Annotated in this window: 22 protein-coding genes; 20 read left to right on the top strand and 2 right to left on the bottom strand. The window is 37.0% G+C overall.

Features of this window, described 5'->3' with window-relative positions; all coding sequences use genetic code 11:
* The first annotated feature begins 148 nt into the window (after positions 1 to 148).
* The 20 genes from AB8P51_RS04680 (at position 149) to AB8P51_RS04585 (ending at position 19,947) form a co-directional block, all read left to right on the top strand.
* Positions 149 to 1,330, top strand: coding sequence for a glycosyltransferase family 1 protein (locus AB8P51_RS04680; RefSeq protein WP_369747594.1), 1,182 nt, complete (start codon positions 149 to 151; stop codon positions 1,328 to 1,330).
* Between the two features lie 446 nt (positions 1,331 to 1,776).
* Positions 1,777 to 3,561: an alginate lyase family protein gene (locus AB8P51_RS04675; protein WP_369747593.1), complete on the top strand. Its 1,785-nt coding sequence runs from the start codon at positions 1,777 to 1,779 to the stop codon at positions 3,559 to 3,561.
* Positions 3,558 to 4,805 carry a glycosyltransferase family 4 protein gene (locus AB8P51_RS04670; protein ID WP_369747592.1) on the top strand — a complete coding sequence of 416 codons (1,248 nt, stop codon included), beginning with the start codon at positions 3,558 to 3,560 and terminating at the stop codon, positions 4,803 to 4,805. The genes AB8P51_RS04675 and AB8P51_RS04670 overlap by 4 nt, the downstream gene beginning before the upstream one ends.
* Before the next feature lie 62 nt (positions 4,806 to 4,867).
* Entirely contained in the window at positions 4,868 to 5,983 is a 1,116-nt protein-coding gene (wecB, locus tag AB8P51_RS04665) for a non-hydrolyzing UDP-N-acetylglucosamine 2-epimerase (RefSeq protein WP_369747591.1), read from the top strand.
* A 3-nt stretch (positions 5,984 to 5,986) separates the two neighbouring features.
* Positions 5,987 to 7,198, top strand: coding sequence for a UDP-N-acetyl-D-mannosamine dehydrogenase (gene wecC / locus AB8P51_RS04660; RefSeq protein ID WP_369747590.1), 1,212 nt, complete (start codon positions 5,987 to 5,989; stop codon positions 7,196 to 7,198).
* A 45-nt stretch (positions 7,199 to 7,243) separates the two neighbouring features.
* Complete coding sequence (locus tag AB8P51_RS04655; protein WP_369747589.1) at positions 7,244 to 8,278, top strand: GNAT family N-acetyltransferase; 1,035 nt, start codon at positions 7,244 to 7,246, stop codon at positions 8,276 to 8,278.
* A 108-nt stretch (positions 8,279 to 8,386) separates the two neighbouring features.
* Positions 8,387 to 9,586 carry a glycosyltransferase family 4 protein gene (locus AB8P51_RS04650; protein ID WP_369747588.1) on the top strand — a complete coding sequence of 400 codons (1,200 nt, stop codon included), beginning with the start codon at positions 8,387 to 8,389 and terminating at the stop codon, positions 9,584 to 9,586.
* A 134-nt stretch (positions 9,587 to 9,720) separates the two neighbouring features.
* Positions 9,721 to 10,329, top strand: a complete 609-nt coding sequence (locus tag AB8P51_RS04645) for a sugar transferase (RefSeq protein WP_369747700.1) — start codon at positions 9,721 to 9,723, stop codon at positions 10,327 to 10,329.
* Between the two features lie 587 nt (positions 10,330 to 10,916).
* The gene (locus AB8P51_RS04640) at positions 10,917 to 11,402 is read left to right on the top strand and encodes a hypothetical protein (protein ID WP_369747587.1); all 486 of its coding nucleotides are present in this window, start codon (positions 10,917 to 10,919) and stop codon (positions 11,400 to 11,402) included.
* 60 nt (positions 11,403 to 11,462) lie between these two features.
* Positions 11,463 to 11,948, top strand: a complete 486-nt coding sequence (locus AB8P51_RS04635) for a hypothetical protein (protein ID WP_369747586.1) — start codon at positions 11,463 to 11,465, stop codon at positions 11,946 to 11,948.
* A 94-nt stretch (positions 11,949 to 12,042) separates the two neighbouring features.
* Positions 12,043 to 13,563 (top strand): amino acid adenylation domain-containing protein, encoded by a 1,521-nt coding sequence (locus AB8P51_RS04630; RefSeq protein WP_369747585.1) that lies wholly within the window; start codon positions 12,043 to 12,045, stop codon positions 13,561 to 13,563.
* A gap of 42 nt (positions 13,564 to 13,605) precedes the next feature.
* Positions 13,606 to 13,839, top strand: a complete 234-nt coding sequence (locus tag AB8P51_RS04625) for an acyl carrier protein (RefSeq protein WP_369747584.1) — start codon at positions 13,606 to 13,608, stop codon at positions 13,837 to 13,839.
* Between the two features lie 110 nt (positions 13,840 to 13,949).
* Entirely contained in the window at positions 13,950 to 14,906 is a 957-nt protein-coding gene (locus tag AB8P51_RS04620; RefSeq protein ID WP_369747583.1) for a 3-oxoacyl-ACP synthase III family protein, read from the top strand.
* A gap of 3 nt (positions 14,907 to 14,909) precedes the next feature.
* Positions 14,910 to 15,125 carry an acyl carrier protein gene (locus tag AB8P51_RS04615; RefSeq protein WP_369747582.1) on the top strand — a complete coding sequence of 72 codons (216 nt, stop codon included), beginning with the start codon at positions 14,910 to 14,912 and terminating at the stop codon, positions 15,123 to 15,125.
* A 108-nt stretch (positions 15,126 to 15,233) separates the two neighbouring features.
* On the top strand, positions 15,234 to 15,887 hold the full coding sequence (locus tag AB8P51_RS04610; protein ID WP_369747581.1) for an acetyltransferase: 654 nt from the start codon (positions 15,234 to 15,236) through the stop codon (positions 15,885 to 15,887).
* A gap of 74 nt (positions 15,888 to 15,961) precedes the next feature.
* Positions 15,962 to 16,765: a 3'(2'),5'-bisphosphate nucleotidase CysQ gene (gene cysQ / locus AB8P51_RS04605; RefSeq protein ID WP_369747580.1), complete on the top strand. Its 804-nt coding sequence runs from the start codon at positions 15,962 to 15,964 to the stop codon at positions 16,763 to 16,765.
* Positions 16,765 to 17,181 (top strand): DUF2061 domain-containing protein, encoded by a 417-nt coding sequence (locus AB8P51_RS04600; RefSeq protein ID WP_369747579.1) that lies wholly within the window; start codon positions 16,765 to 16,767, stop codon positions 17,179 to 17,181. Before cysQ ends, AB8P51_RS04600 begins: the two co-directional genes overlap by 1 nt.
* Positions 17,178 to 17,780: an adenylyl-sulfate kinase gene (gene cysC, locus AB8P51_RS04595; RefSeq protein ID WP_369747578.1), complete on the top strand. Its 603-nt coding sequence runs from the start codon at positions 17,178 to 17,180 to the stop codon at positions 17,778 to 17,780. Before AB8P51_RS04600 ends, cysC begins: the two co-directional genes overlap by 4 nt.
* The gene (gene cysD / locus AB8P51_RS04590; protein ID WP_369747577.1) at positions 17,773 to 18,678 is read left to right on the top strand and encodes a sulfate adenylyltransferase subunit CysD; all 906 of its coding nucleotides are present in this window, start codon (positions 17,773 to 17,775) and stop codon (positions 18,676 to 18,678) included. Before cysC ends, cysD begins: the two co-directional genes overlap by 8 nt.
* 12 nt (positions 18,679 to 18,690) lie before the next feature.
* On the top strand, positions 18,691 to 19,947 hold the full coding sequence (locus tag AB8P51_RS04585; protein ID WP_369747576.1) for a sulfate adenylyltransferase subunit 1: 1,257 nt from the start codon (positions 18,691 to 18,693) through the stop codon (positions 19,945 to 19,947).
* A 26-nt stretch (positions 19,948 to 19,973) separates the two neighbouring features.
* Here AB8P51_RS04585 and AB8P51_RS04580 read toward each other — a convergent pair whose 3' ends face one another.
* Both AB8P51_RS04580 and bshA read right to left on the bottom strand, forming a co-directional pair.
* Positions 19,974 to 21,152 (bottom strand): OmpA family protein, encoded by a 1,179-nt coding sequence (locus AB8P51_RS04580; RefSeq protein ID WP_369747575.1) that lies wholly within the window; start codon positions 21,150 to 21,152, stop codon positions 19,974 to 19,976.
* 219 nt (positions 21,153 to 21,371) lie between these two features.
* Positions 21,372 to 22,517, bottom strand: coding sequence for an N-acetyl-alpha-D-glucosaminyl L-malate synthase BshA (gene bshA, locus AB8P51_RS04575; RefSeq protein ID WP_369747574.1), 1,146 nt, complete (start codon positions 22,515 to 22,517; stop codon positions 21,372 to 21,374).
* Positions 22,518 to 22,539: the final 22 nt, after the last annotated feature.

Here is a 22,539-nt window from a genome sequence, read left to right as displayed (position 1 = left end):
AGCAAATAGTTTTCTATCCATTCTGGGAGAATGCAATTCATAAGCCTTATAATACAGAGCTCCTTTTTGGTCTAGGAGTTTCTACAACAGACCTTTTATCTATTGAAATAGGATTGGTCTTTAATATTACAAGAAGTAACGCCTAATCATGAATCATTTGGATAAACCTGTAAAAAATGTAGCGATAATATATCCCTATTTTGCCCATTATAGATTGCCGGTCTTACGGGAACTTTCGAAATCTACTACTATTCGATACACTCTGATTTCAGACCCCAATTCGGGAAACGATATTAAAAAAATAGACCCTGGTATAGCCAACAAAAATTTAGAGGATGGAGGTCTTCGTTGGAAATTTGTAAAAAATAATTGGCTCTACAAGGAAGCCATTCTTTGGCAATCGGGATTATTGAGGCATTTACGTAAAGAGAAGTTTGATGATGTTATTTTCCTGGCGAATGCTTACTACCTCTCTACATGGTTCGCGACCCTTTATCTTAAGATTACGGGTAAAAAAGTATATATGTGGACCCATGGCGTGATAACCACAAAAAAGGATTGGAAATGGAGGCTTAGAAAGGTTTTTTATGGATTAAGCGACGGGGTCCTATTGTATGGTCATAAAGCTAAGGAAGTAATGGCAAGCAATGGCTTTCCAGAAAAAAAGCTACATGTCATTTACAACTCAACTGGAAGCATTGATGATCTGATTAAAAAAAATGAGATCAGTAATGAAATACGGAACCACACCAAAAAGCAGCTATTTAAGTATCCGAATTTACCCATTTTGATATTCGTAGGCCGGCTTACATATGTCAAAAAATTAAATCAAATCCTCGAAGCGGTTCATATTTTAGCCCAAGAAGACTTCAAAGTTAATGTTCTCTTCGTAGGAGATGGCGAGGCCCGTAAAGACTTGGAAAGCTTAGCTCAAAACCTTAACCTTACGAATTATTGCCATTTTTATGGGGCTTGTTTTAAGAATGAAGAACTTGAACTATTGTTTACTATCAGTAGCCTTTGTGTGTCCCCAGGTGAAGTGGGATTGACGGCAATGTCTGCCTTAGGCAATGGCACTCCTGTACTATCTCATGATGATTTCAATTATCAAATGCCTGAATATGAAGCTATTGAGCCCGGCATCAACGGTATGCTTTTTAAAAGAAATTCCATTTCTGATCTGGCTTTAAAGACGAAGCAATGGATTATTGAAAATAAGGACACGCCAGAAGAAATAATGAGAAGTAATTGCAATAAAATCATAAGGGAAAAATATAATGCCGAATACCAGGCTAAGTTAATAAATACTATTCTCCTTAATAATGAGTAGATTTTTTTCTTTTTAATGGCTATAGACCATTGCGTTACATAGGACTCTGGTCAATTTTAAAAAACATCTCATTTCTTCAACATTCTATTTAACTTTCAAATTTTCCGGAGTGCATTATCATTGTTTTCTAGCAACAAATCTTTAATCGTTTTATAAATTATAAATATTATTCTTACAACACTATGCCTTTATCCATTCATAATTTAAATAATAGTTTTGAAGATTAAATGCATTAGTTCATCTATATTCTTTAAACTATCATCTGATTTCTTGAGTTATTAATTATATCCGAATTAAGTTTGTGGTTAAATTGATAGACCAAATAATAAACCTCGTTAGGTATTTCCAAGACTTTGAACATTCTTAACATATTTAATACCATTAGAAATATGGGTATGCGCTATACCCTATTTCGATTATCCTACGAGATTCGCAGAAAATTGGGGATGCTTAATTACAAATTTCCAGCTAAACCGGAATTTGTAGAATCAGCTATTACTTTGGAGGAATGGCGCTTAAGGGCACCTGAATTTTTCTTTAAATCAAAAGAGTCCCTAAGAATTCCAAAAAATCCAAGTTCTGAAATTGAGCAATCCATTGAGGAAATAAGGAATCATACTTATACGTTTTTTAGTAAATCCAAATACCACATAGGTAAAGACTTCGATTGGATCACAAATCCAGTGACAGGATATAAATATTCCTTAAAACACTGGTCTAAAATAGTGGACCTTTCAAAGGAAGCCGGCGATATTAAATATGTCTGGGAGAAAGCTCGTTTTTCATTCCTATACGACATTATTAGGTATGACTATCATTTTGACGAGGATTGTTCCAAGATGGTGTTTGGGGAGATCGACTCCTTTTTAGATCATAACCCAATAAATCTGGGGCCAAATTATAAATGCAGTCAAGAAATAAGCATAAGGATTCTTAATTGGACCTTTGCCTTATACTATTACAGGAATTCCAATGAATTAACGGAAGATAGGTTTAAATCTATAATGAATGCCATCTATTGGCAGTTACATCATGTATATAATAATATTAACTTCTCCAGGATTGCGGTAAGAAATAATCACGCGCTTACCGAAACACTGATGCTCTTTTTAGGAGGGCTACTATTTCCGTTTTTGCCTAATACCAAAAAATGGTCAGAAAAAGGTAAAAAGTGGTTTCAGGAAGAGATCGCTTACCAGATATATGAAGATGGAACATTCCTCCAATTCTCTATGAATTACCATCGCGTTGCAATCCAATTGCTTACCTGGGGCATTAAACTGGCAGAACTCCATAAAGACCCATTTAATTCAACCGTATATGATAGAGCCGGAAAATCGTTAAACTATCTAAGAACATGTCAAGATCAAACAAGTGGAAAATTACCAAATTATGGAGCAAATGATGGGGCACTTTTCTTTAAACTTACAGATGACGACTATCGAGTTTATACTTCCCAAATTAACGATTTAAGTGCTGTTTTAAATAATGAAGTTTCGGAACATAGTGAAAGTCAGTTGTGGTACGGCATTAATAATTGCAAAATAGTACCTTTTGAACCAGACGTGTTAGCGTCATATCCATTTGGTGGTCATTATGTTATAAATGATGGTTCTTCAAAAACTTTAGTAAAGTGTGCCAAATACAAGGACAGACCTGGACATGCAGATAATTTACATTTAGATATATGGGTAGATGGCAACAATTATATATGGGACCTCGGATCTTATTTATATAATAATACAGAAAAAAAGTACGATGGATTTTTTGGCTATTCTTTTGGACACAATACAGTTTCAGTTGATAACAAAAATCAAATGTTGAAGGGAAGCAGGTTCATTTGGAATTATTGGAATAAAAAAGCGAAAGCAACATTAACTGAAAAAGGAAACAGTTTCGAATTCGATGGCCAATTCACAGGTTTTCCTGAACTTGGGAATAAAATTATTCACAACAGAAAAGTGGTAAAGGCAAAGAAGATAAATAAATGGGTGGTCACTGATACAATAAAAAATGCAGATGATTATGTATCTCAACTATATTGGCATTTTAATCCAAAAACAATTGATCAAATCAATATCAGCTGTATAGATGGATCAGGCAATATTTTAAATCCTAAAGTAGAGGAAAAATGGTGTTCTAATTATTATGGAGAAATTGAACCCTCCATTAGATATACTTATTTTTCAAAAACTGGATTTAAAACTACATTAAAAATAAAGCAAGTATGAAAATTCTTTTAATCCATCAGTATTTTTTAGGCAAAAATCAGGCGGGTGGAGCACGTTTTAATGAAATGGCAAAAACATGGTCGGATGAAGGTCATGAAGTAACTGTAATAGCAGGTTATTCCATCTTTGCAAATAGAAATGATCCAGATTATGAAGGAAAAGGAAAATATGTCTTTCATGAGAAGGATTACTATAAAAATATCGATGTTTTTCGCTGCCATGTTTCTTCTGCTTATCACGTAAATTTCGCAGGAAGGTTATGGGCCTATTTTACATTTGTTTTTTCAAGTATTTGGGCAGGTTTATTCAAAGTTAAGGGGAAGTACGATGTACTCCTGGTATCCTCCCCGCCTTTATTTGTAGGCATTTCTGCATATGTTTTAGCCGTATTTAAGCGATTACCCTTAATATTTGAAGTAAGGGATCTTTGGCCCGAGTCTGCTATAGATACTGGTGTGATTAGCAATCCATGGCTGATCAAATTTTCATACTGGTTTGAAAAGTCGATTTACAAAAAAGCAAAATTGGTCAATGTTTTGACGCCTGCGTTCAGGGAAAAACTTATAAATAATAAGAATATACCTGCCGAAAAGATTATTTATATACCAAACGCAGCTGATTTTTCTCTGGCAGAAGAAGTAGCGGAAAATTTTGACGCTAAAAAATTTAGAAAAGAAGAAGGAATTGATGATAAATTTGTCATAACATATATTGGGGCACATGGTATAGCAAATCATCTTATACAGCTAATAGATACAGCCGAAAAATTACAAGATACTAATGTTTTAATTCAATTAATAGGCGGTGGAATGACCAAAGATTCATTGATTAAGGAGGTAAAATCAAGGAATTTACAAAATGTACGCTTCGTAGACTCTGTACCGAAAAACAAAGCTTTCCAATATGTATTAGCGTCCGATCTTGGAACTTCCGTATTAAAGAGGGTTGATACCTTTAAGACCATTTATTCAAACAAAACATTTGACTATATGTCCTGTAAAAAGCCTATTCTTTTGGCAATTGATGGTGTTTCCAGAAAACTGATCGAGGATGCTCAATGTGGTGTTTTTGCAGAACCCGAAAATGCTGATGATATAGCAGAAAAAATCCGGGGTTACCTCAGGGGAGACCACAATATCATTGAACAAGGTTTAAATGGGTATAATCATGCAAAAGAACATTTTGACAGACATAAATTGGCACTTAAGTATTTGAATGAAATTAAAAAAGTAGCTCGTAAATAATACAGTGTTTAAAAAACCTTAACAGACAAATTCCTAATTTAAAATAACCTAACAAACCTGTCATGAAAAAGAAACTATTAGTCATTTTTGGTACCCGACCTGAAGCAATTAAAATGGCTCCTCTGGTTAAGGCATTGTACAATGAGAACGACTTCACAACAAAAGTTTGTGTGACTGCTCAGCATAGAGAGATGTTAGATCAGGTTCTGGAGTTTTTTGATATTACCCCTCAGTACGATTTGAATTTAATGCGTCCCGGACAAAATCTTTATGGTCTTACGGCGAATATAATTACTTCCTTACAACCTGTTTTGGAAGACTTCAATCCCGATTATGTGTTTGTGCATGGAGATACTACCACAACAATGGGAGCTAGTATTGCTGCTTTTTACTCCGGCGCAAAAATATGTCACATCGAAGCAGGTTTACGGACCTACAATAAACAGGCACCATTTCCTGAAGAAATTAACAGGACCCTGACAGGTCATTTGGCCGATTATCATTTCGCCCCTACCCAGAAGTCTTTCAATAATCTCGTAAAGGAAAATATTAAAAAAGAAAACATTTGTATCACCGGCAATACGGTAATTGATGCACTTTTATCAAGCATAGAAAAAGTAAATAAACTTGAGGATCCGGAAATTTTAAACCTGAAACAAATAATACAAAGTGACAGAATAATATTAGTTACCGGCCATAGACGTGAAAATCACGGAGAAGGCTTTATCCGCATTTGTGAAGCGCTTAAAAATATTGCCTCAAATAATAAGGATGTACAGATTATATATCCCGTTCACTTAAATCCCAAAGTACAAAAACCGGTTAAGGAAATATTAGGCGGTATCGCAAACATCTCTTTAATTGATCCCTTGAGTTACCCGGCCTTTGTTTGGTTAATGGATAAATCATATCTAATTATTACAGACAGTGGAGGTGTTCAGGAAGAAGCTCCTAGCTTAGGAAAACCAGTCCTAGTAATGAGAGATACAACAGAAAGGCCAGAGGCCGTTGACGCTGGCACAGTAATACTTGTGGGAACTGATAAGGACAAGATAATTGGTGAAGCCAACGACTTACTAAAGAATAAGGAGAAATATTCAAACATGAGCATGTTACACAATCCCTATGGTGATGGGCAGGCGTGCAAAAGAATTATAGAATACATTAAAGAACTTTAATTGATGAAAAATCCAGAAGTAGTTATAGTTGGACTAGGGTATATAGGTTTGCCAACAGCGGCCTTAGTTGCCCAAAAAGGGACCTACGTCCACGGAGTGGATATTAATCCGGATGTTGTAAAGACAATCAACGAGGGGAAAATTCATATAGTAGAGCCAGATTTAGGAGATGTAGTTTCAAAAGCTGTTAAAAATGGTTTTTTAAATGCAAGTACGACAGCTGTATCGGCAAACACATATCTTATTGTAGTACCAACTCCATTCAAAGATAAGAATGAACCCGACATATCATTTGTAGAGTCAGCCACAAAAAATCTTATGCCTTTATTGAAGAAAGGCGATACCTACATAATTGAATCTACTTCGCCAGTGGGTACCACCGAAAAAATGATGGCCCTTATATACGAAAAAAGACCCGACTTAGAAGGGGAGTTATTCATAGCCTATTGCCCGGAACGCGTATTACCGGGTAACGTGATGTATGAACTCGTTAATAATGATCGTGTTATTGGAGGAATCGATGATAGAAGTACAAAAAAAGCTGTAGAGTTTTATAGAGAATATGTAACTGGTGAATTACATGAAACAAATGCTCGGACAGCAGAAATGTGCAAATTAGTTGAGAACTCATCTCGAGATGTGCAGATCGCTTTTGCAAATGAACTATCTCTGATCTGTGATAAAGCAAATATTAATGTTTGGGAACTAATCAGCTTAGCGAACAAACATCCAAGGGTTAACATATTACAGCCCGGTTGTGGAGTTGGAGGTCACTGTATCGCAGTCGATCCTTATTTCATCGTGGCGGATTATCCAATGGAATCCAGGATAATCGGAAAAGCAAGAGAGGTAAATAATTATAAATCCTTCTGGTGTGCTGAAAAAATTATTTCATCAAAGCTAGAATTTGAATTACGTAATGGGAGAAAACCGAGAATTGCATTACTAGGATTGGCATTTAAACCGAATATTGATGATCTTAGAGAGTCTCCCGCCAAATATATTGTACAGCGAGTACTGCAAGCTTCCAACAATGAAGAATACTATATTGTAGAACCTAATATTGAAGATCACAACATATTTAAGATCACTGGTCTTAAAGAAGCCATTAAAGAGGCTGATATTATCGCCTTACTAGTTGCTCATAACGAGTTTAAAGAACTCTCAAACCTGAAAAATAAAGTTGTATTAGATTTTTGTGGTGCGTTAAAATAATTATGGGTTTTACTTTAATTGTTAAAGACTAGGTTAGTTCGTTATATGATAGAAGTTATTCGAGAAAAAGATACTTGGAACGAACTTGTAAATAGTTGCCAATATTCAGATTCCTATCATACCTATGACTATCATCATGCTACCTTAGTTGAAGGGGAGGAACCTATATTAATTCACTATACTGAAAAAGGTAATTCAATTCTTCTACCATTACTTATCAGAGATATAGAATTCTCAAAATACAAAGACGCAACTTCAGTCTACGGTTATGGCGGACCTATTGCCAGTGAAGCCTTTGAATATTTTGACCTGAAATTATTTCAGAAAGAGTTAAGGGCATGTTTTATTGAACTAAATCTTTTAACAGTTTTTCTAAGATTAAACCCATTTATTCCATCTCAGGATATTTTTCTGCATCAATTAGGTGCCATAGAGACAATCGGCAATATATTGTTTATAGATATCAAAGAATCAATCGATGAACAAATCAAGGGCTATCACAGAAGACTACGAACCTATGTCAATAAATTTCGAAACATTTACCTGGTTAAAAAAGCTTCGACTCCTAGCGAAATAGATTCTTTTATTGAAGCGTATTACCAGACAATGAATCGAGTAAATGCAAAAAAGGAATACTTTTTTTCAAAAACATATTTTAATGAATTGATAAAGAGTTCTCAATTCGAAACTGAAATTTTACTTGCCATAAGCAGAAAAACGGATGAAGTTGCCGGAGGAGCTATGTTTTTGAAAAAAGAAGGTATTATACAATATCATCTTTCCGGTACCAATAATTCATTTTTAAATTCTAATCCTCTTAAATTACTAATTGATGATATGAGGATTAAAGGAACGCAGGAGAAATATAAATTCTTTAATCTCGGAGGTGGAGTTGGTGCTAAAGAAGATTCGTTATTTTATTTTAAATCAGGATTTTCTAATCATACTCTACCATTCAAGGTTTGGAAATATATAATCAATCAAAAAAAATACGATGAGCTGGTGTCTCAAAGAAATGTTATTGCTAACTCAAAGTATGATTCATCATTTTTTCCCGGCTACAGATTTAAGAGGTTTTGAACCAGCTAATTCTTTTTGAAAACAAGGAACTGGCTATGCATTTGACTTTTGTGAGTTATTCTGATTAAATTTAGGCTTGAAGTATATCAACCAACCATAAACCAAATTATGAAGATTCTCTACATCCACCAGTATTTCAAAACCCCAAAACAATATGGCGCTACTCGCTCCTATTGGATTAGTCAAAGTTTGATCGCTAAGGGTCATAAAGTAACCATGTTATGTTCAGATCCCTTGGGAGAAATTCAAAAAGGCATTGAGCGTGTACATGTTGATGGCATAGATGTCATATACATAAAAGTACCATATGATCAAAAAATGAGTGTCTTTAGAAGGTTATTAGCCTTTATCATTTTTATGTTCAGATCCGCTAGAGTGGCATTTCAAGAAAAAAATGTAGACCTGGTTTTTGCCTCTTCAGTTCCTCTCACAATAGGTTTTCCTGCATTACTCCTAAAAAAATTTAAAAAGATTCCTTACTTCTTTGAGGTTCGGAACCTTTGGCCCGAAGTGCCCATTCAAATGGGAGCCCTGAATAATAAGTTGGTTAAAAAAATCGCGATTTGGTTTGAGAAAACCATCTATAAGAATGCTTTGCACATCATTGCTCTATCACCGGGCATAGTGGAAGGTGTTATGAAACGGAACATACCGTCAAGTAAAATATCAATGATCCCAAATATGTCCAAAATAGACAATTTTGGTAATCGCCCGCCTGATTTTAATATCGGAGATAAGTACGGACTAAAGAAAGATTCTTTTAAGGTAATATATTTTGGTGCTATGGGTATAGCTAACGGTTTGAATTACATCATCAATGCCATTGAGCTTTTAAAAAATGATCAAAATATTGAATTTATTTTGATAGGCCGTGGAGCTTTAAGGACTTCTCTGGAAGAAAAATGTAAGAGCATGGGTTTAAAAAATGTTTGTTTTTTAGAAGGCCTTCCAATGAAAGAACTTTCCGAAATTGTAAATATTTGTGATGTTTCCTTAGTTACCTATTCCAATATTCCTGTTTTCGAAACTCATTCACCCAACAAACTTTTTGATTCATTTTCTGCGGGTAAACCGGTTATTACAAATACTCCCGGATGGATTAAAGGTCTGGTTACTAATAATAATTGTGGGTTGTTTGCGAATCCCGAAAAATCAGAAGATTTAGTACAACAGATTCTTTTCCTTAAGGAGAATCCGGAAAAATGTATTCAGATGGGTAAAAATTCAAGGAAACTAGCCGAAACTAAATTTGATAAATCTATTCTATGCGAAGAGATTGTTAATACAATAGAAAGTATATCAAAATGAAAAATTAAACTGAACTATATATTTTGACAATTAAACGAGGATAGTTTAATCCTATAAACGAAAACTGTATAATTGCCACAAATATGAATTTTAAACTTTTTAAATAAAGAATAAAAGTTATGGCGTCCACTTCAATGTACGAATCTTATATAAAAAGGGGAGGAGACTTTTTGTCCTCTTTAATAGCCCTAATACTCCTATCACCAATTTTAGGTACATTAATCCTACTGCTAATGTTTGCCAACAATGGCAAGCCATTTTTCTTTCAAAAAAGACCCGGGAAAAATGAGAAAATATTTACCATCATCAAATTTAAAACGATGAATGACAAGAAAGATGAAAAGGGCGAACTTCTACCAGCTGCACAACGTGTCACCAAAGTCGGGCAATTTGTTCGAAAATATTCCCTTGACGAACTACTACAATTGGTCAATGTTCTGATAGGCGACATGTCCATCGTTGGGCCGAGACCATTATTAATTGACTATCTTCCGTTATATAATAAGGAACAAGCAAAGCGTCATTTAGTTAAGCCGGGCATTACTGGTTGGGCACAAGTTAATGGGCGGAACGTTCTTTCAATGGAAGAAAAGTTTGTTTATGATGTATGGTATGTTAATCATATTAGCTTTACCACTGATATTAAAATCCTAATAAAAACTGTATTCAAAGTATTTAAATCAGATGACATTGATATGGTCGGAGCAGATCCGTATAAACAATGGCAGGGAAATCTGGAATAACACATAAGAATTATAATTATTAGCCGGCCAAATTTTATTATTTTATCAAGATGAGCATATCAGAAGCTGATAAAATATTTGATGTTTAATCTGTTTTTCAAAAAGACTTCACATCGCATTGATGGTTTTTAAATCTTGGAATTCCTTCGAGATTGATTCTTAAAAACACTTCAAAAATGATGAAAGATTTGAATACTAATCCACAAGACCTTCCGTGATTTTTCAACGATTATTGTACAATAAAATACCGTCGGTTCATTCTTATCATTACTTGCTCGAACTAAATTGACCTTACATTTCAATTGACATTCTAAGTAAATAGGTTAAAGATGAATTAGTTATAAAAAATGTATTTTCTAATTAAAATTTAAATATTACACCTTTTGAAAAATGGTCTGGTTCAGAAATAATAAGTAATGGTCGATATTTCATGGTTTTTATCTTAAAAATCAACGAAAGTCAAAATGAATTTGTTTTTTTGTCAGGCATACTCTAGGATAGTCAATGTAAGCGCTGATATACTTAGTTAAACGTTTTCAAATAGTATCACTTAATAATAACTACCACTATAAATAAATGATTCAATTATGGAAAGAGAATATTTGGAAAAAGTAAAAACTATTGATGGTACCATAGACACCTTATATGAGTGTCTAGCAGGTGAATCAGGCGAACCGAGGAATTGGGAATTATATCGCTTTTTATATCATCCGAACAGCAAAATGATTCGGTATGAAGAGGATTTCACAGATGGCGAATTCCGACCTCAATATATGTCTCCCTATGATTTCACATCTTCAATAGGAAAGTATATGGAGAAGATTAAAAAAACAGGCTTCTACGAAAGGGAAATTCATAAAATAAAAAAAGTATTTGGTCCTATAGCTCATGTTTGGAGCACATGTGAGTCTTTTGGAAGCAAAGAGGATATGGAAAATGATAATCCCTACGTCAGAAATGTCCACAGCATACAAATGGCATACTATCAAGACAGATGGTGGATTATCAATTTGTTTTGGTATCGTGAAACAGAAGAGTTTCCAATTCCGAATGAGTTCCTAGGTCTGGTTTAATGGCTCAGGCATAAAAAATATTAATTAGTATATCACAGGTAGCTAAATTTAAAATCAATAATGGAAGACAGATATTTAAAAAGTGTAGAGTCGATAGATAGTATAATCGACACAAATTATATCATCCTGGGAGGAGAACAGGGGGAGCCTAGGGATTGGGAGCTTTATAAATTTTTATTTCACCCTGATGGGAGGTTAATTCGATATGAGAAGTCCCTTACAGATGGAGTATTGAGACCACAGTTTCTAACCGTTGACGATTATATTAATACCACTGGAAAATGGTTGGATTCAGGAAGAAAGTCTGCATTTTACGAAAATGAAGCCCACAAAGAAGTTCACGCCTTTGGAAATATTGCACAGGTATTTAGCACCTATCAATCTTTCAATAGTAAAGAGGAAATGGCTGAGAATAAAGCACACGCCAGAGGTATTAATAGTTTTCAATTGCTCTTTGATGAAGATAGATGGTGGATTCTGAACTTATTTTGGGCTAGGGAAACCCCGGAACTTCCTATCCCGGATAAGTTTTTAGGAAAGTTGTAGAGCTTAGTATGCTCAAAAGTTTTATAAAACTTTTTCTAAGAAATTGATGGCTATAGGTTCTTACTAAAGCTTTATTTGAAAATAGTTTTCTGATATGATAAAGATTAATTTAATTGAGTATTTCGAAAATACGGTTGACTTATTCCCCGATAAAATAGCAATCGTTGACAATACTTCTCAAATTACATTTGATCAATTAAGGCAAAAAGCTAAACGTATTGCAACCCACATAACGAAAGAGACCAATGCTATCAACAAACCGGTTGCAATTTACCTGCCTAAAGCGAATGAAACCCTAGCTTCCTTTATTGGGACCCTTTACAGTGGAAATTGTTATACACCGCTAGACACAAAGAACCCACTTCCTAGAATTGAAACAATTTTAAGGGCATTACATCCAGCATGCATAATCACAAATGATAAGTACATCACCCAGTTAAAAGAACTTAATTTAGATTTTCCAATAATCAACCTCGATGAATTGGAGAAGGGGGAGGATGTAGACGAAAAATTCAATTATATCAAATGCATTGATACCGATCCTGCATATATTTTGCACACCTCAGGATCAACAGGTGTGCCCAAAGGTGTGGTCATATCTCATTTGTCAATTATTGATTACATCAATTGGGTGGTTGACACCTTTGACATTACTGAGAATGAAAAAGTCGGAAATCAGACCCCTTTTATATTTGATATGTCCACCCTGGATATATATCTGATGATTTTCAAAGGTGCCACCCTGTATTTGATTCCTGAACAGAAATTTATTTTTCCTGCTACTTTGCTGGAATATATCAATGAGAACCAGATAAATTTTATTTTCTGGGTGCCATCGGTATACGTCAATGTAGCAAATCTCAAGCTGTTTACTTCTATAAAAATTCCTACGGTAAAAAAAGTTCTTTACGGTGGGGAAGTGATGCCACCTAAACATTTAAATTATTGGATAAAGAATTTAAATAAAAATGTTATTTATGGAAACATGTATGGTCCTACTGAAATTACAGGCACATGTGTCTACCATATTGTTAGCGATACCGTAGATGAAGATGAGTCTTTGCCCATTGGGAAGCCTTGCAGGAACACCGATATATTGGTTTTAAATGAAAAAGATGAACTTTGTCAAGTTGGAGAAAAAGGTGAATTATGCGTTCGAGGATCTTCCCTTGCCCTTGGTTATTGGAACAACTTAGAAAAAACTAATGCGGTTTTTGTACAAAATCCTTTAAACAAGGCTGTTCCTGAAAGAATATACAGAACCGGGGATATCGTTTACTTAAATGAAAAAGGTGAGTACATCTATATAGGAAGGAAGGACTTTCAAATAAAATTATCCGGTTACAGAATAGATTTGGGGGAGATAGAACATCATATTTTGAGTGTATTTGATACGATCAATGCTGGGGTATTCTTTGACAAAGCAAAAAATGAAATTGTTCTGATCTATGAATCTGAAAAAGAAATACCGGTTAAAGATTTCAGACTAAAGCTCTCAAAAGTGTTATCGAAACATATGATTCCATCAAAATATATTAAAATGGATATCTTACCTAAATCAACAACTGGTAAGATTGATAGAGCTTTACTCAATAAAAAAATAAATAATACCTGATATTCTTCGTTTGGAAGTATCTTGTTAAAAAAAAGATTTAAGTTGAAGGATAAAATATTAGAAATACTCTCGGAGATCAGACCTGAATTTGACTTTGAAAATTCTACTGACTTTATTGGAGAAGGGATGTTAGATTCATTTGATATAGTGAGTTTAGTTGCTTCTTTGGATGAAGAATTTGGAATTTCAATTGACGGAACGGAGATTTTACCTGAAAATTTTTCCGATGTCGATAGCATATATCATTTACTAATCAAAAATGGTGTCACAAAATGAACCTAAAGTTTCACAATAAGAAAATTACCGGTATCCTTACGGTTTTACCGGAAAATGAAGTCAATTTTGACGATGAGATCGACAATTATGATTTCTCGAGAGGGCAATCCATGAAACTAAAATTAATCATGGGTTATGGCAAACGCAGGGTTGTCAAAGAAGGGACCACAGCCTCTGACCTATGTGTTTTTGGGTTGAATTACCTTTTTGACAATAATTATTTAAAAAAAGATGAAATAGATGCCATTATCTTAGTCACGCAGTCACCTGATCATTTTGTTCCTTCCACAAGCCACATTATTCAAGGTAAACTGGATTTAAAGCAGGACATGGTATGCATGGATATTAGTCAGGCTTGTTCAGGTTATCCTATAGGCCTTAATCAGGCTTTTATGTTGTTGGATCAGGAGGAGGTAAATAAAGTAGTAGTACTGAATGCTGAAACCATGAGTTATAAGGTATCTCTCAAAGATCGCGGGAGTAGACCGCTGACAGGTGATGCTGCGTCAATAACGATCGTCGAAAACGATTCTTCGGATAGTGTAATCTATGGATCTGTGCATGTTGACGGAAAGGGCGCCGATGCCCTTATCATTCCTGCCGGTGGCTTTAGAATGCCTTCAACCGCAAAAACTGCAAAATTAGAAACAGACGATAGTGGAAACTCCAGGGCCTTAGACCATTTAGTTATGAAAGGTGACGATGTATTTAATTTTGTTCAAAAAGAGGTCCCTCCCATGGTTGAAAACCTTTTGGTCAAAGCAAAAAAAGAAAAAGATGATATAGACTATTATATGTTTCACCAACCGAATAAGTTTATGTTAAAAAAACTAGCAGATAAAATAGGAATCCCCTATGACAAAATGCCAAATAATGTAGTCGAAAATTTTGGTAATGCCAGTGGTGTTACCATTCCAACGAATATTACTCATAATCTTGGTGAAAAATTGTTGACAGATTCCTTTTTACTTTGTTTAGCAGGGTTTGGAGCAGGTTTGAGCTGGGCATCTCTACTTATAAAGATGGGCAATTTAGACTTTTGTAATACAATCGAATTTAAAAATTAGACTATGGACAATTTTCAATCCTCTATGGCAGAAATACTAGAAGTGGATTCTGTTGAACTAACTGATGAACTTGAATCTTTCGATGCCTGGGACTCATTAGCTGTTTTATCAATTATTGCACTTAGTGACTCGGAATATAATGTACCTCTGTCAGCACAGGAAATCAATGACTCTAAAACTATTGAGGGGCTAAAAAGTCTTATTCAAGGAAAAAAATAGAGGAGCAGAGGTCCTTCTAAATTCCTGCTTAAAATAATTAAATCACTTCTGAGGTTGCTTTGTTGTAAATTAGCTCAAAGCCGCTTATAATTTATTAAAAACCAATTTATGAGAAATGTAATTATACTTGGAGCCGGAGGAGCCGGTGCAGAAGTGACCTTTTATATTGAAGATCACAACTCCAAAGTGGGACCGGAAGACCAAATCAACATTAAAGGATATTTGGACGATTCCAAGGAAAATTGGAAAAAATATAACTTCCAGGCACCTCATTTAGGAAATATTCATACCTACTCCCAAACTGATGGGGAAGAGTTGTTGATCGCCGTCGGAAGCATGGATTCCAGAAAAAAATTAATCGATATAATCAAACAGAAGAATATTATCGTTGGGAGTTTTATTCACCATAGTGTGGTGATGCCAGAGAATTTAGATATAGGTATTGGTAATATTGTTTTTCCTTTTTGTATTCTTGAAAAATACGCCACTATTGGTAATTATAATTTTCTGACCTCTTACTGTTTCATTAGCCACGATTGTATTGTAGGTGACAATAATTTTTTATCCATAGCAGGACTTGCCGGATCAGTGAAAGTGGGGAACAATAATTATTTTGGATTGAGGTCTACGGTGATTCCAGGTATAGAAATTGGCAATAATAATGTTGTACAAGCAGGAATGTTGGTGGATAAAAACATTAAAGATGACACTACAGTTTTCTATCGTTTTAAGGAAAAGGTAATGGCTATCCCTAAAATGTAATCCTTTAATTAAATAAGTACTGCGCTTTTTAATACATCAAGGTAACGTGCTCCATCAACCGAATAAACTTCAAAATGAATCTGAATGATCCATTAATTATTCCCATTATTTCTTCATTAAAGGCCGGTTTATCTATACTAAACGTTTACGACCTTCCAGATTTTAACACTAAGATTAAGAAGGATAAATCCCCACTTACCGAAGCCGATCTCGCCTCCAACGCCGTCATCAACGAATTCCTTAAGGACACCCCCTACCCCATCATCAGCGAGGAAAACAAACAGATGGATTACACCACCCGAAAATCCTGGGCAACCTGCTGGATGGTAGACCCGCTAGACGGAACCAAAGAGTTTATAAAACGGAATGGGGAATTTACCGTAAACATTGCCCTGATCCGTAAAGGGAAACCCATACTGGGGGTCATTTATGTCCCTGCAACACGGGAATTATACTATGCAGATGTGAATCAAAAAGCAGCCTTCAAAACACTTATCGCTGAAGATCACTCCCTACCAGATCAGCTCTTTTCTGAAAAAGATCGTATTAAACCTGCATTAAATACAGGTTCAATAGTTAGAGTGGTCGGAAGTCGATCCCATATGAACCAGGATACCCTGGACTATGTGGAAGGCTTAAAAAAGAAAGGAAGGGAAGTGGAAGTGGTCTCTAAAGGAAGTTCTTTAAAATTCTGCCTGGTCGCCGAAGGGAAGGCTGATGTTTATCCGCGTTATGCACCTACTATGGAATGGGATACAGCAGCGGGCCATGCTATCTGTACTGCAGTGGGATTAAAAGTTACTGCACAGGACACCCAGAGCGAATTGTGTTATAATAAGGAAAACCTTCTCAACCCATATTTTCTGGTCGCTCCCTGATGGCCACCTCCTCCTATAAAAGGCACCTGGCCAAAACCATCACCTGGCGCATCGTTGGTACGCTAGACACCATAGTACTTGCCTGGATCATTACGGGGAATCCTTTAACCGGACTTAAAATTGGTGGGGCTGAAGTGATCACAAAAATGATTCTGTACTATTTCCACGAACGGATCTGGTTTAATACAGGGGTCAAGAACAGTAAAAAAAGACATCTGTTTAAAACCATCACCTGGAGAATTATTGGAACCCTGGATACCTTTCTACTTTCCTGGTTTATATCGGGTAATCCTTTAACCGGGCTAAAAATAGGGGTAGCAGAAGTGGTCACTAAAATGATTTTATACTATTTTCATGAACGAAGCTGGTATCGTATTAATTTTGGATTAGAAAAGAGGGGAGTTAAAAAGGAATGAAAAAAAATATCACGAAACACAACTATAAAATTACCATGGCAGATCGCAGAAAAAAAAATGGCCATGGTTCCTTTATGATCCTATTTACCGGCTTATCTGGATCTGGTAAATCTACCATCGCCAATGCCCTGGAACAAAAATTGCATACCCAAAATATCCATACCTATTCCCTGGATGGGGATAATATTAGAAGTGGCATCAATCAGGATCTGAGTTTTAGTCCGGAAGACCGATCTGAAAACATCAGGCGCATAGCGGAAATTGGAAAACTCTTTGTCGATGCCGGACTGGTAGTTTTAGCTGCTTTTGTGGCACCTTATGAAAAAGACAGAAACCGAATCAGAAATATCGTCGGAGTTGATACCTTTATAGAGGTCTTCGTAAATACCTCTTTGGAGGAGTGCGAAGCACGCGATGTGAAAGGTCTTTACAAAAAAGCCCGTAAAGGTGAGATAAAGAATATGACGGGAATTTCAGCCCCCTATGAAAGTCCTACCAATGCAGATGTTATGGTGACAGAAAATAACTCAGTGGCCGAAGCTGTAGAAATGATCTATAAAAAGATCCAACCAAAACTAAAACCCAGAAGCAATGAGTAAGTATTATTTAAGCTACCTGGACGAATTAGAATCCGAGGCTATATTCATACTAAGAGAAGTATGGGCCCAATTTCAAAATCCGGTGATCCTTTTTTCGGGTGGAAAAGACTCCATACTTTGCACACATTTAGCCAAAAAGGCATTTTATCCCAGTAAAATTCCGTTCTCCTTAATGCACGTGGATACCGGCCATAATTTTCCTGAGACCATCAATTTTAGGGATCAGCTTATTAATGATCTTGGGGTACAACTTATAGTCGGATCTGTACAGGAATCCATCGATCAGGGAAGGGTGTCAGAGGAAAAAGGTAGAAGTGCCACTCGCAATGCGCTTCAAATTACCACCTTACTCGATGCTATTGAATCTAATAAAGTAGACTGTGCCATTGGGGGTGGAAGACGAGATGAGGAGAAAGCCAGAGCAAAAGAGCGCTTTTTTTCCCATAGGGACGACTTTGGACAATGGGATCCCAAAAACCAACGCCCTGAATTATGGAACCTTTTTAACGGAAAACATTTTGAAGGCGAGCATTTCAGGGTCTTTCCAATAAGTAATTGGACGGAAATGGATGTATGGAATTATATTTTACGTGAAAAAATAGAAATCCCTTCCCTCTATCTCGCGCATGAAAGGGAAGTAGTCTGGAGAAACAACTCCTGGATCCCAAATTCAGAATTCTTAGTCCTGGACGAACAGGAAGAAGTCGTTACCAAAAAAATAAGGTTCAGAACCCTGGGCGATATCACTATCACCGGTGGCATAGAATCAGAGGCAGATACGCTGGAGAAAATTGTACAGGAAGTGTCTGCTATGAGACAAACAGAACGTGGAAACCGAACGGATGACAAACGGTCCGAAAATGCGATGGAAGACAGAAAAAAACTTGGGTACTTTTAATATCAGGAATTGATGGAAATAGAGCGAAACGAATTACTGCGATTTTCTACTGCCGGTAGCGTGGATGACGGGAAAAGCACCCTTATAGGCCGATTGTTATACGACTCCAAGTCGATCTTCGAAGACCAGCTGGAAGCCATAGAGAATACGAGTCGCAAAAAAGGACACGACGGAGTAGACCTGGCCCTTTTTACGGACGGATTAAGGGATGAAAGGGAGCAAGGGATCACTATTGATGTAGCCTACCGTTACTTCACCACCCCGAAACGAAAATTCATCATAGCTGACACCCCCGGCCATGTACAATACACCCGAAATATGGTTACAGGTGCCTCAACGGCCAATGCAACCATCATTCTGGTAGACGCGAGACACGGCGTGATAGAACAAACTAAAAGGCATGCCTTTATTGCGTCCCTATTGCATATTCCTCATGTTATTGTCTGTATCAACAAGATGGATCTGGTCGACTTTTCAGAAGATGTTTTTAATAAGATTGTAGACCAATTTGTAGAATTTGCTGCAAAACTATTGATCAGAGATATAAGGTTTATCCCTATAAGTGCTCTTTTGGGAGACAATGTGGTGAATCGATCAGAGAATATGCCCTGGTACCAGGATGCACCACTACTCCACACCTTGGAGACCATGCATATCAGTAGTGATATGAACAAGGTAGATGCCCGCTTCCCGGTTCAGACCGTGCTCAGGCCTCAGCGGGAGGGATTTATTGATTACAGGGGCTATGCGGGTAGAATCTCCAGTGGATTTTACCGAAAAGGAGACAAAGTGACGGTTCTTCCTTCCGGATTTTCGTCAAGAGTTAAGTCAATCACAGGTCCGAATGGAGAATTGGAGGAGGCTTTTGCCCCTATGTCTATTGCTATTGAATTAGAAGACGATATTGATGTGGGCAGAGGTGATATGATCGTTCGTTCAAATAATACACCTGATTCTTCTCAGGATGTAGAGGTAATGTTGTGCTGGTTAAATAATCGTCCCTCCCAACCTAGGGCCAAATATACCCTGATGCATACCTCAAATGAACAAAAAGCGATGATCAGGGAGGTGATGTATAAATATGATATCAACACCATGGAGCGGATCAAGGAAGTCAAGGAGCTTAAAATGAATGATATCAGCAAGGTTAAACTCAGGACTACCAAACCCTTGCTCGTCGACCCTTATAAAGACAACCGATTTACGGGGAGCCTAATTCTAATTGATGATCAGACCAATGAGACCGTTGCTGCCGGGATGGTGATTTAGTTGAAACGATATCCTACTCTTTATTTTTAGTCTTGTGTTGAGAATACCCTGATTACAGTGACTTCAGACAGCCTGTTCTGCTGGTGTTCTTCCCGTGTACATTTCACCCCGTCAGAACAGCTGTTGGTCAAAAGGGATTCCCCATGGCCAATGGCCGTCAATCTGCTTTCTGAGATTCCCTGTTTTACCAGATAGTCTGTAGTTCGTTGTGCCCTGCGCTCAGATAACCATTGATTGTAGTTGTCAGGACCACGGGAGTCGGTAAAAGCATGGATTTCAAAGGTGTATTCCGGATACTGGGCCATAAGGCTCGCTACCCCATCCAGTGTCTTCCTTGAGTATTCATTTAAATAAGACGAATCAAACGCAAAATACACCGCTCCCAGGCTGTCCAGGACTTGCTGCACGTTGTTTAAACGATCTTTCTTCGCTTTTTCCAATGCTGCCAGTCGGGCTTCTTCCTTCTCTTTTTCCATCCGTTCTGCCAGAAGCCTGGTCTCCTCCTCGGCCTTTCTGGCTGCCAGAAGGGAATCCTGAAGCCTTTGCTGCTCTTTTTCCATTTCCTGCAACAAAGCAAGCTTTTCTTCCCCTTTTTCTGATAGTCCCTTCTTTATGTTAAACTGATAAACCACACCCACGGCATGCTGGATATGATTTGATGCTTCATTTCCAAACGACCATTTCCCGCTCGAACTAAAGTCGAGCCCCCAGCGATCTGTAAACCACGTTCTAAAGCCTATAATCGCATTGTAAGTACCTCGTCCCAGGTTGTTCGCATCAGAATATCCCAGTCCGACACCAACATAGGGATCAAAGAATCCAGTTTCCCCAACCAACTTATTGAGGTCATAACTGAGTCGGGTATCTATACCCCAGTAAGGGATATCCTCCGTGATCGTTACCCCGTCGATAGTATTCCCTTCCTTATAGTTGTTATAAGTCCCGATCAATTCCAGGCCCAGACCACTTTGCCAATAACGGCCAATATTGAGACGTGATGGAAAAGCGACCCCGTTCCACTGGTCCCTAATTGTGGTAAAATCATTGAATGCATCTCCGGAATCGTCTATGAAGTTCCAGCCTATTCCCATCATCCACGAACTTTCAATAACACTGTCCTTTGGAGTTAATACAATACTGTCCTGGGAATAAAGTTGGAAACAACCAATTAAGACAAGAAAAGTAATAGCCCTGAGCAATTTCATAGGTTGAAGATTTGGGATCTTTGTATCACAAAATTACAATCCAGGCCCCAGGAAGGCTATATTCTTCCCTTAGCTACCTAAAATTTCGACGATTGGTATCCTGGTGATGTCCGGAAGAGGGTAATATTTACAATAATAGAAGACCACTCGATAAACTACCTGGTTCCAAGATAAGGAGGTGTCTATTTAATGGTTAATGAATTAATCTGAGTAGTTGGTTTACCCCATCACACTCTTATAATACTCCTTATAAGCGTTCTCATAAAGATTCTCATAAAGGGGGAGCACATGCTGAAGATCGAACTTTAAAGCTTCCTTGTAAGCATTTCGCTTAAAGGTTTCTAATGTATTTGAATCTTTTAAGATATACAATGCATTTTGTGTCATATCATCCACATCGCCCACATCACTTAAGAAGCCGGTAACCCCATGAATATTGACTTCCGGAATACCACCGGTATTGCTGGAGATCACAGGGACCTTATTGATCATTGCCTCTAATGCCGCCAGTCCAAAGCTCTCCGACTTAGAGGGTAGCAGGAACAAATCAGAGAAACACAGAATCCTATCTATCTCTGAACTCTGGCCCAGGAACACTACCTTGTTGTTTATGCCCAGTTCGTCGCATAGCAACTCTGCTTTTTCCTTTTCAGGGCCTTCCCCTACCATGATCAGTTTCGCCGGCATTTCCTTTTGTATACCGTAAAATATCTTAATCACATCGGGGATATGCTTAACCTTTCTGAAATTACTGATATGGGTAATGATCTTCTCATCCTCATTGGCCATCAGGGAACGTTGGCAGTCCGTAAATTCAGCATTGTATTTACGTTTATCTATAAAATTGGGAATCACCTCAATCTCCTTGTCTATTTCAAAGAAGTCGAGCGTCTTCTGCCTCAAATCGGCAGATACACTGGTCACCACTTCAGATTTATTAATGCTGAAGGTCACCGCAGGTTTGTAGAAGGGATGATTTCCCACCAGGGTAATATCTGTCCCGTGCAACGTGGTGATCATGGGAATATAAATGCCTTCCTCTTCCAGTATTTTCTTTGCCATATATCCTGCATAGGCATGTGGGATAGCGTAGTGTACATGTAGTAATTCTATGCCATGTAATTTGATGGTATCCACCAGCTTGCTGGATAGTGCCAGTTCATAGGGCTGATAATGAAATAAAGGATATTCCGGTACGTGTACTTCGTGGAAATGAATGTTATTCCCCAGTAATTCAAGTCGTACAGGCTGGCGGTAGGTCACAAAGTGGATCTCATGACCTCTGTTGGCAAGGGCTATACCCAATTCTGTAGCAACTACTCCACTCCCACCAAAGGTAGGATAGCAAACAATGGCGATCTTCATATCGTAAAATTACATTTAAATT

It is taken from the genome of Muriicola sp. SD30 (assembly GCF_041205185.1).
Classification (GTDB): Bacteria; Bacteroidota; Bacteroidia; order Flavobacteriales; family Flavobacteriaceae; genus Muriicola.
The sequence above is the reverse complement of the archived record's forward strand: the minus strand, read 5'-3'. Positions and strand labels throughout refer to the sequence as shown.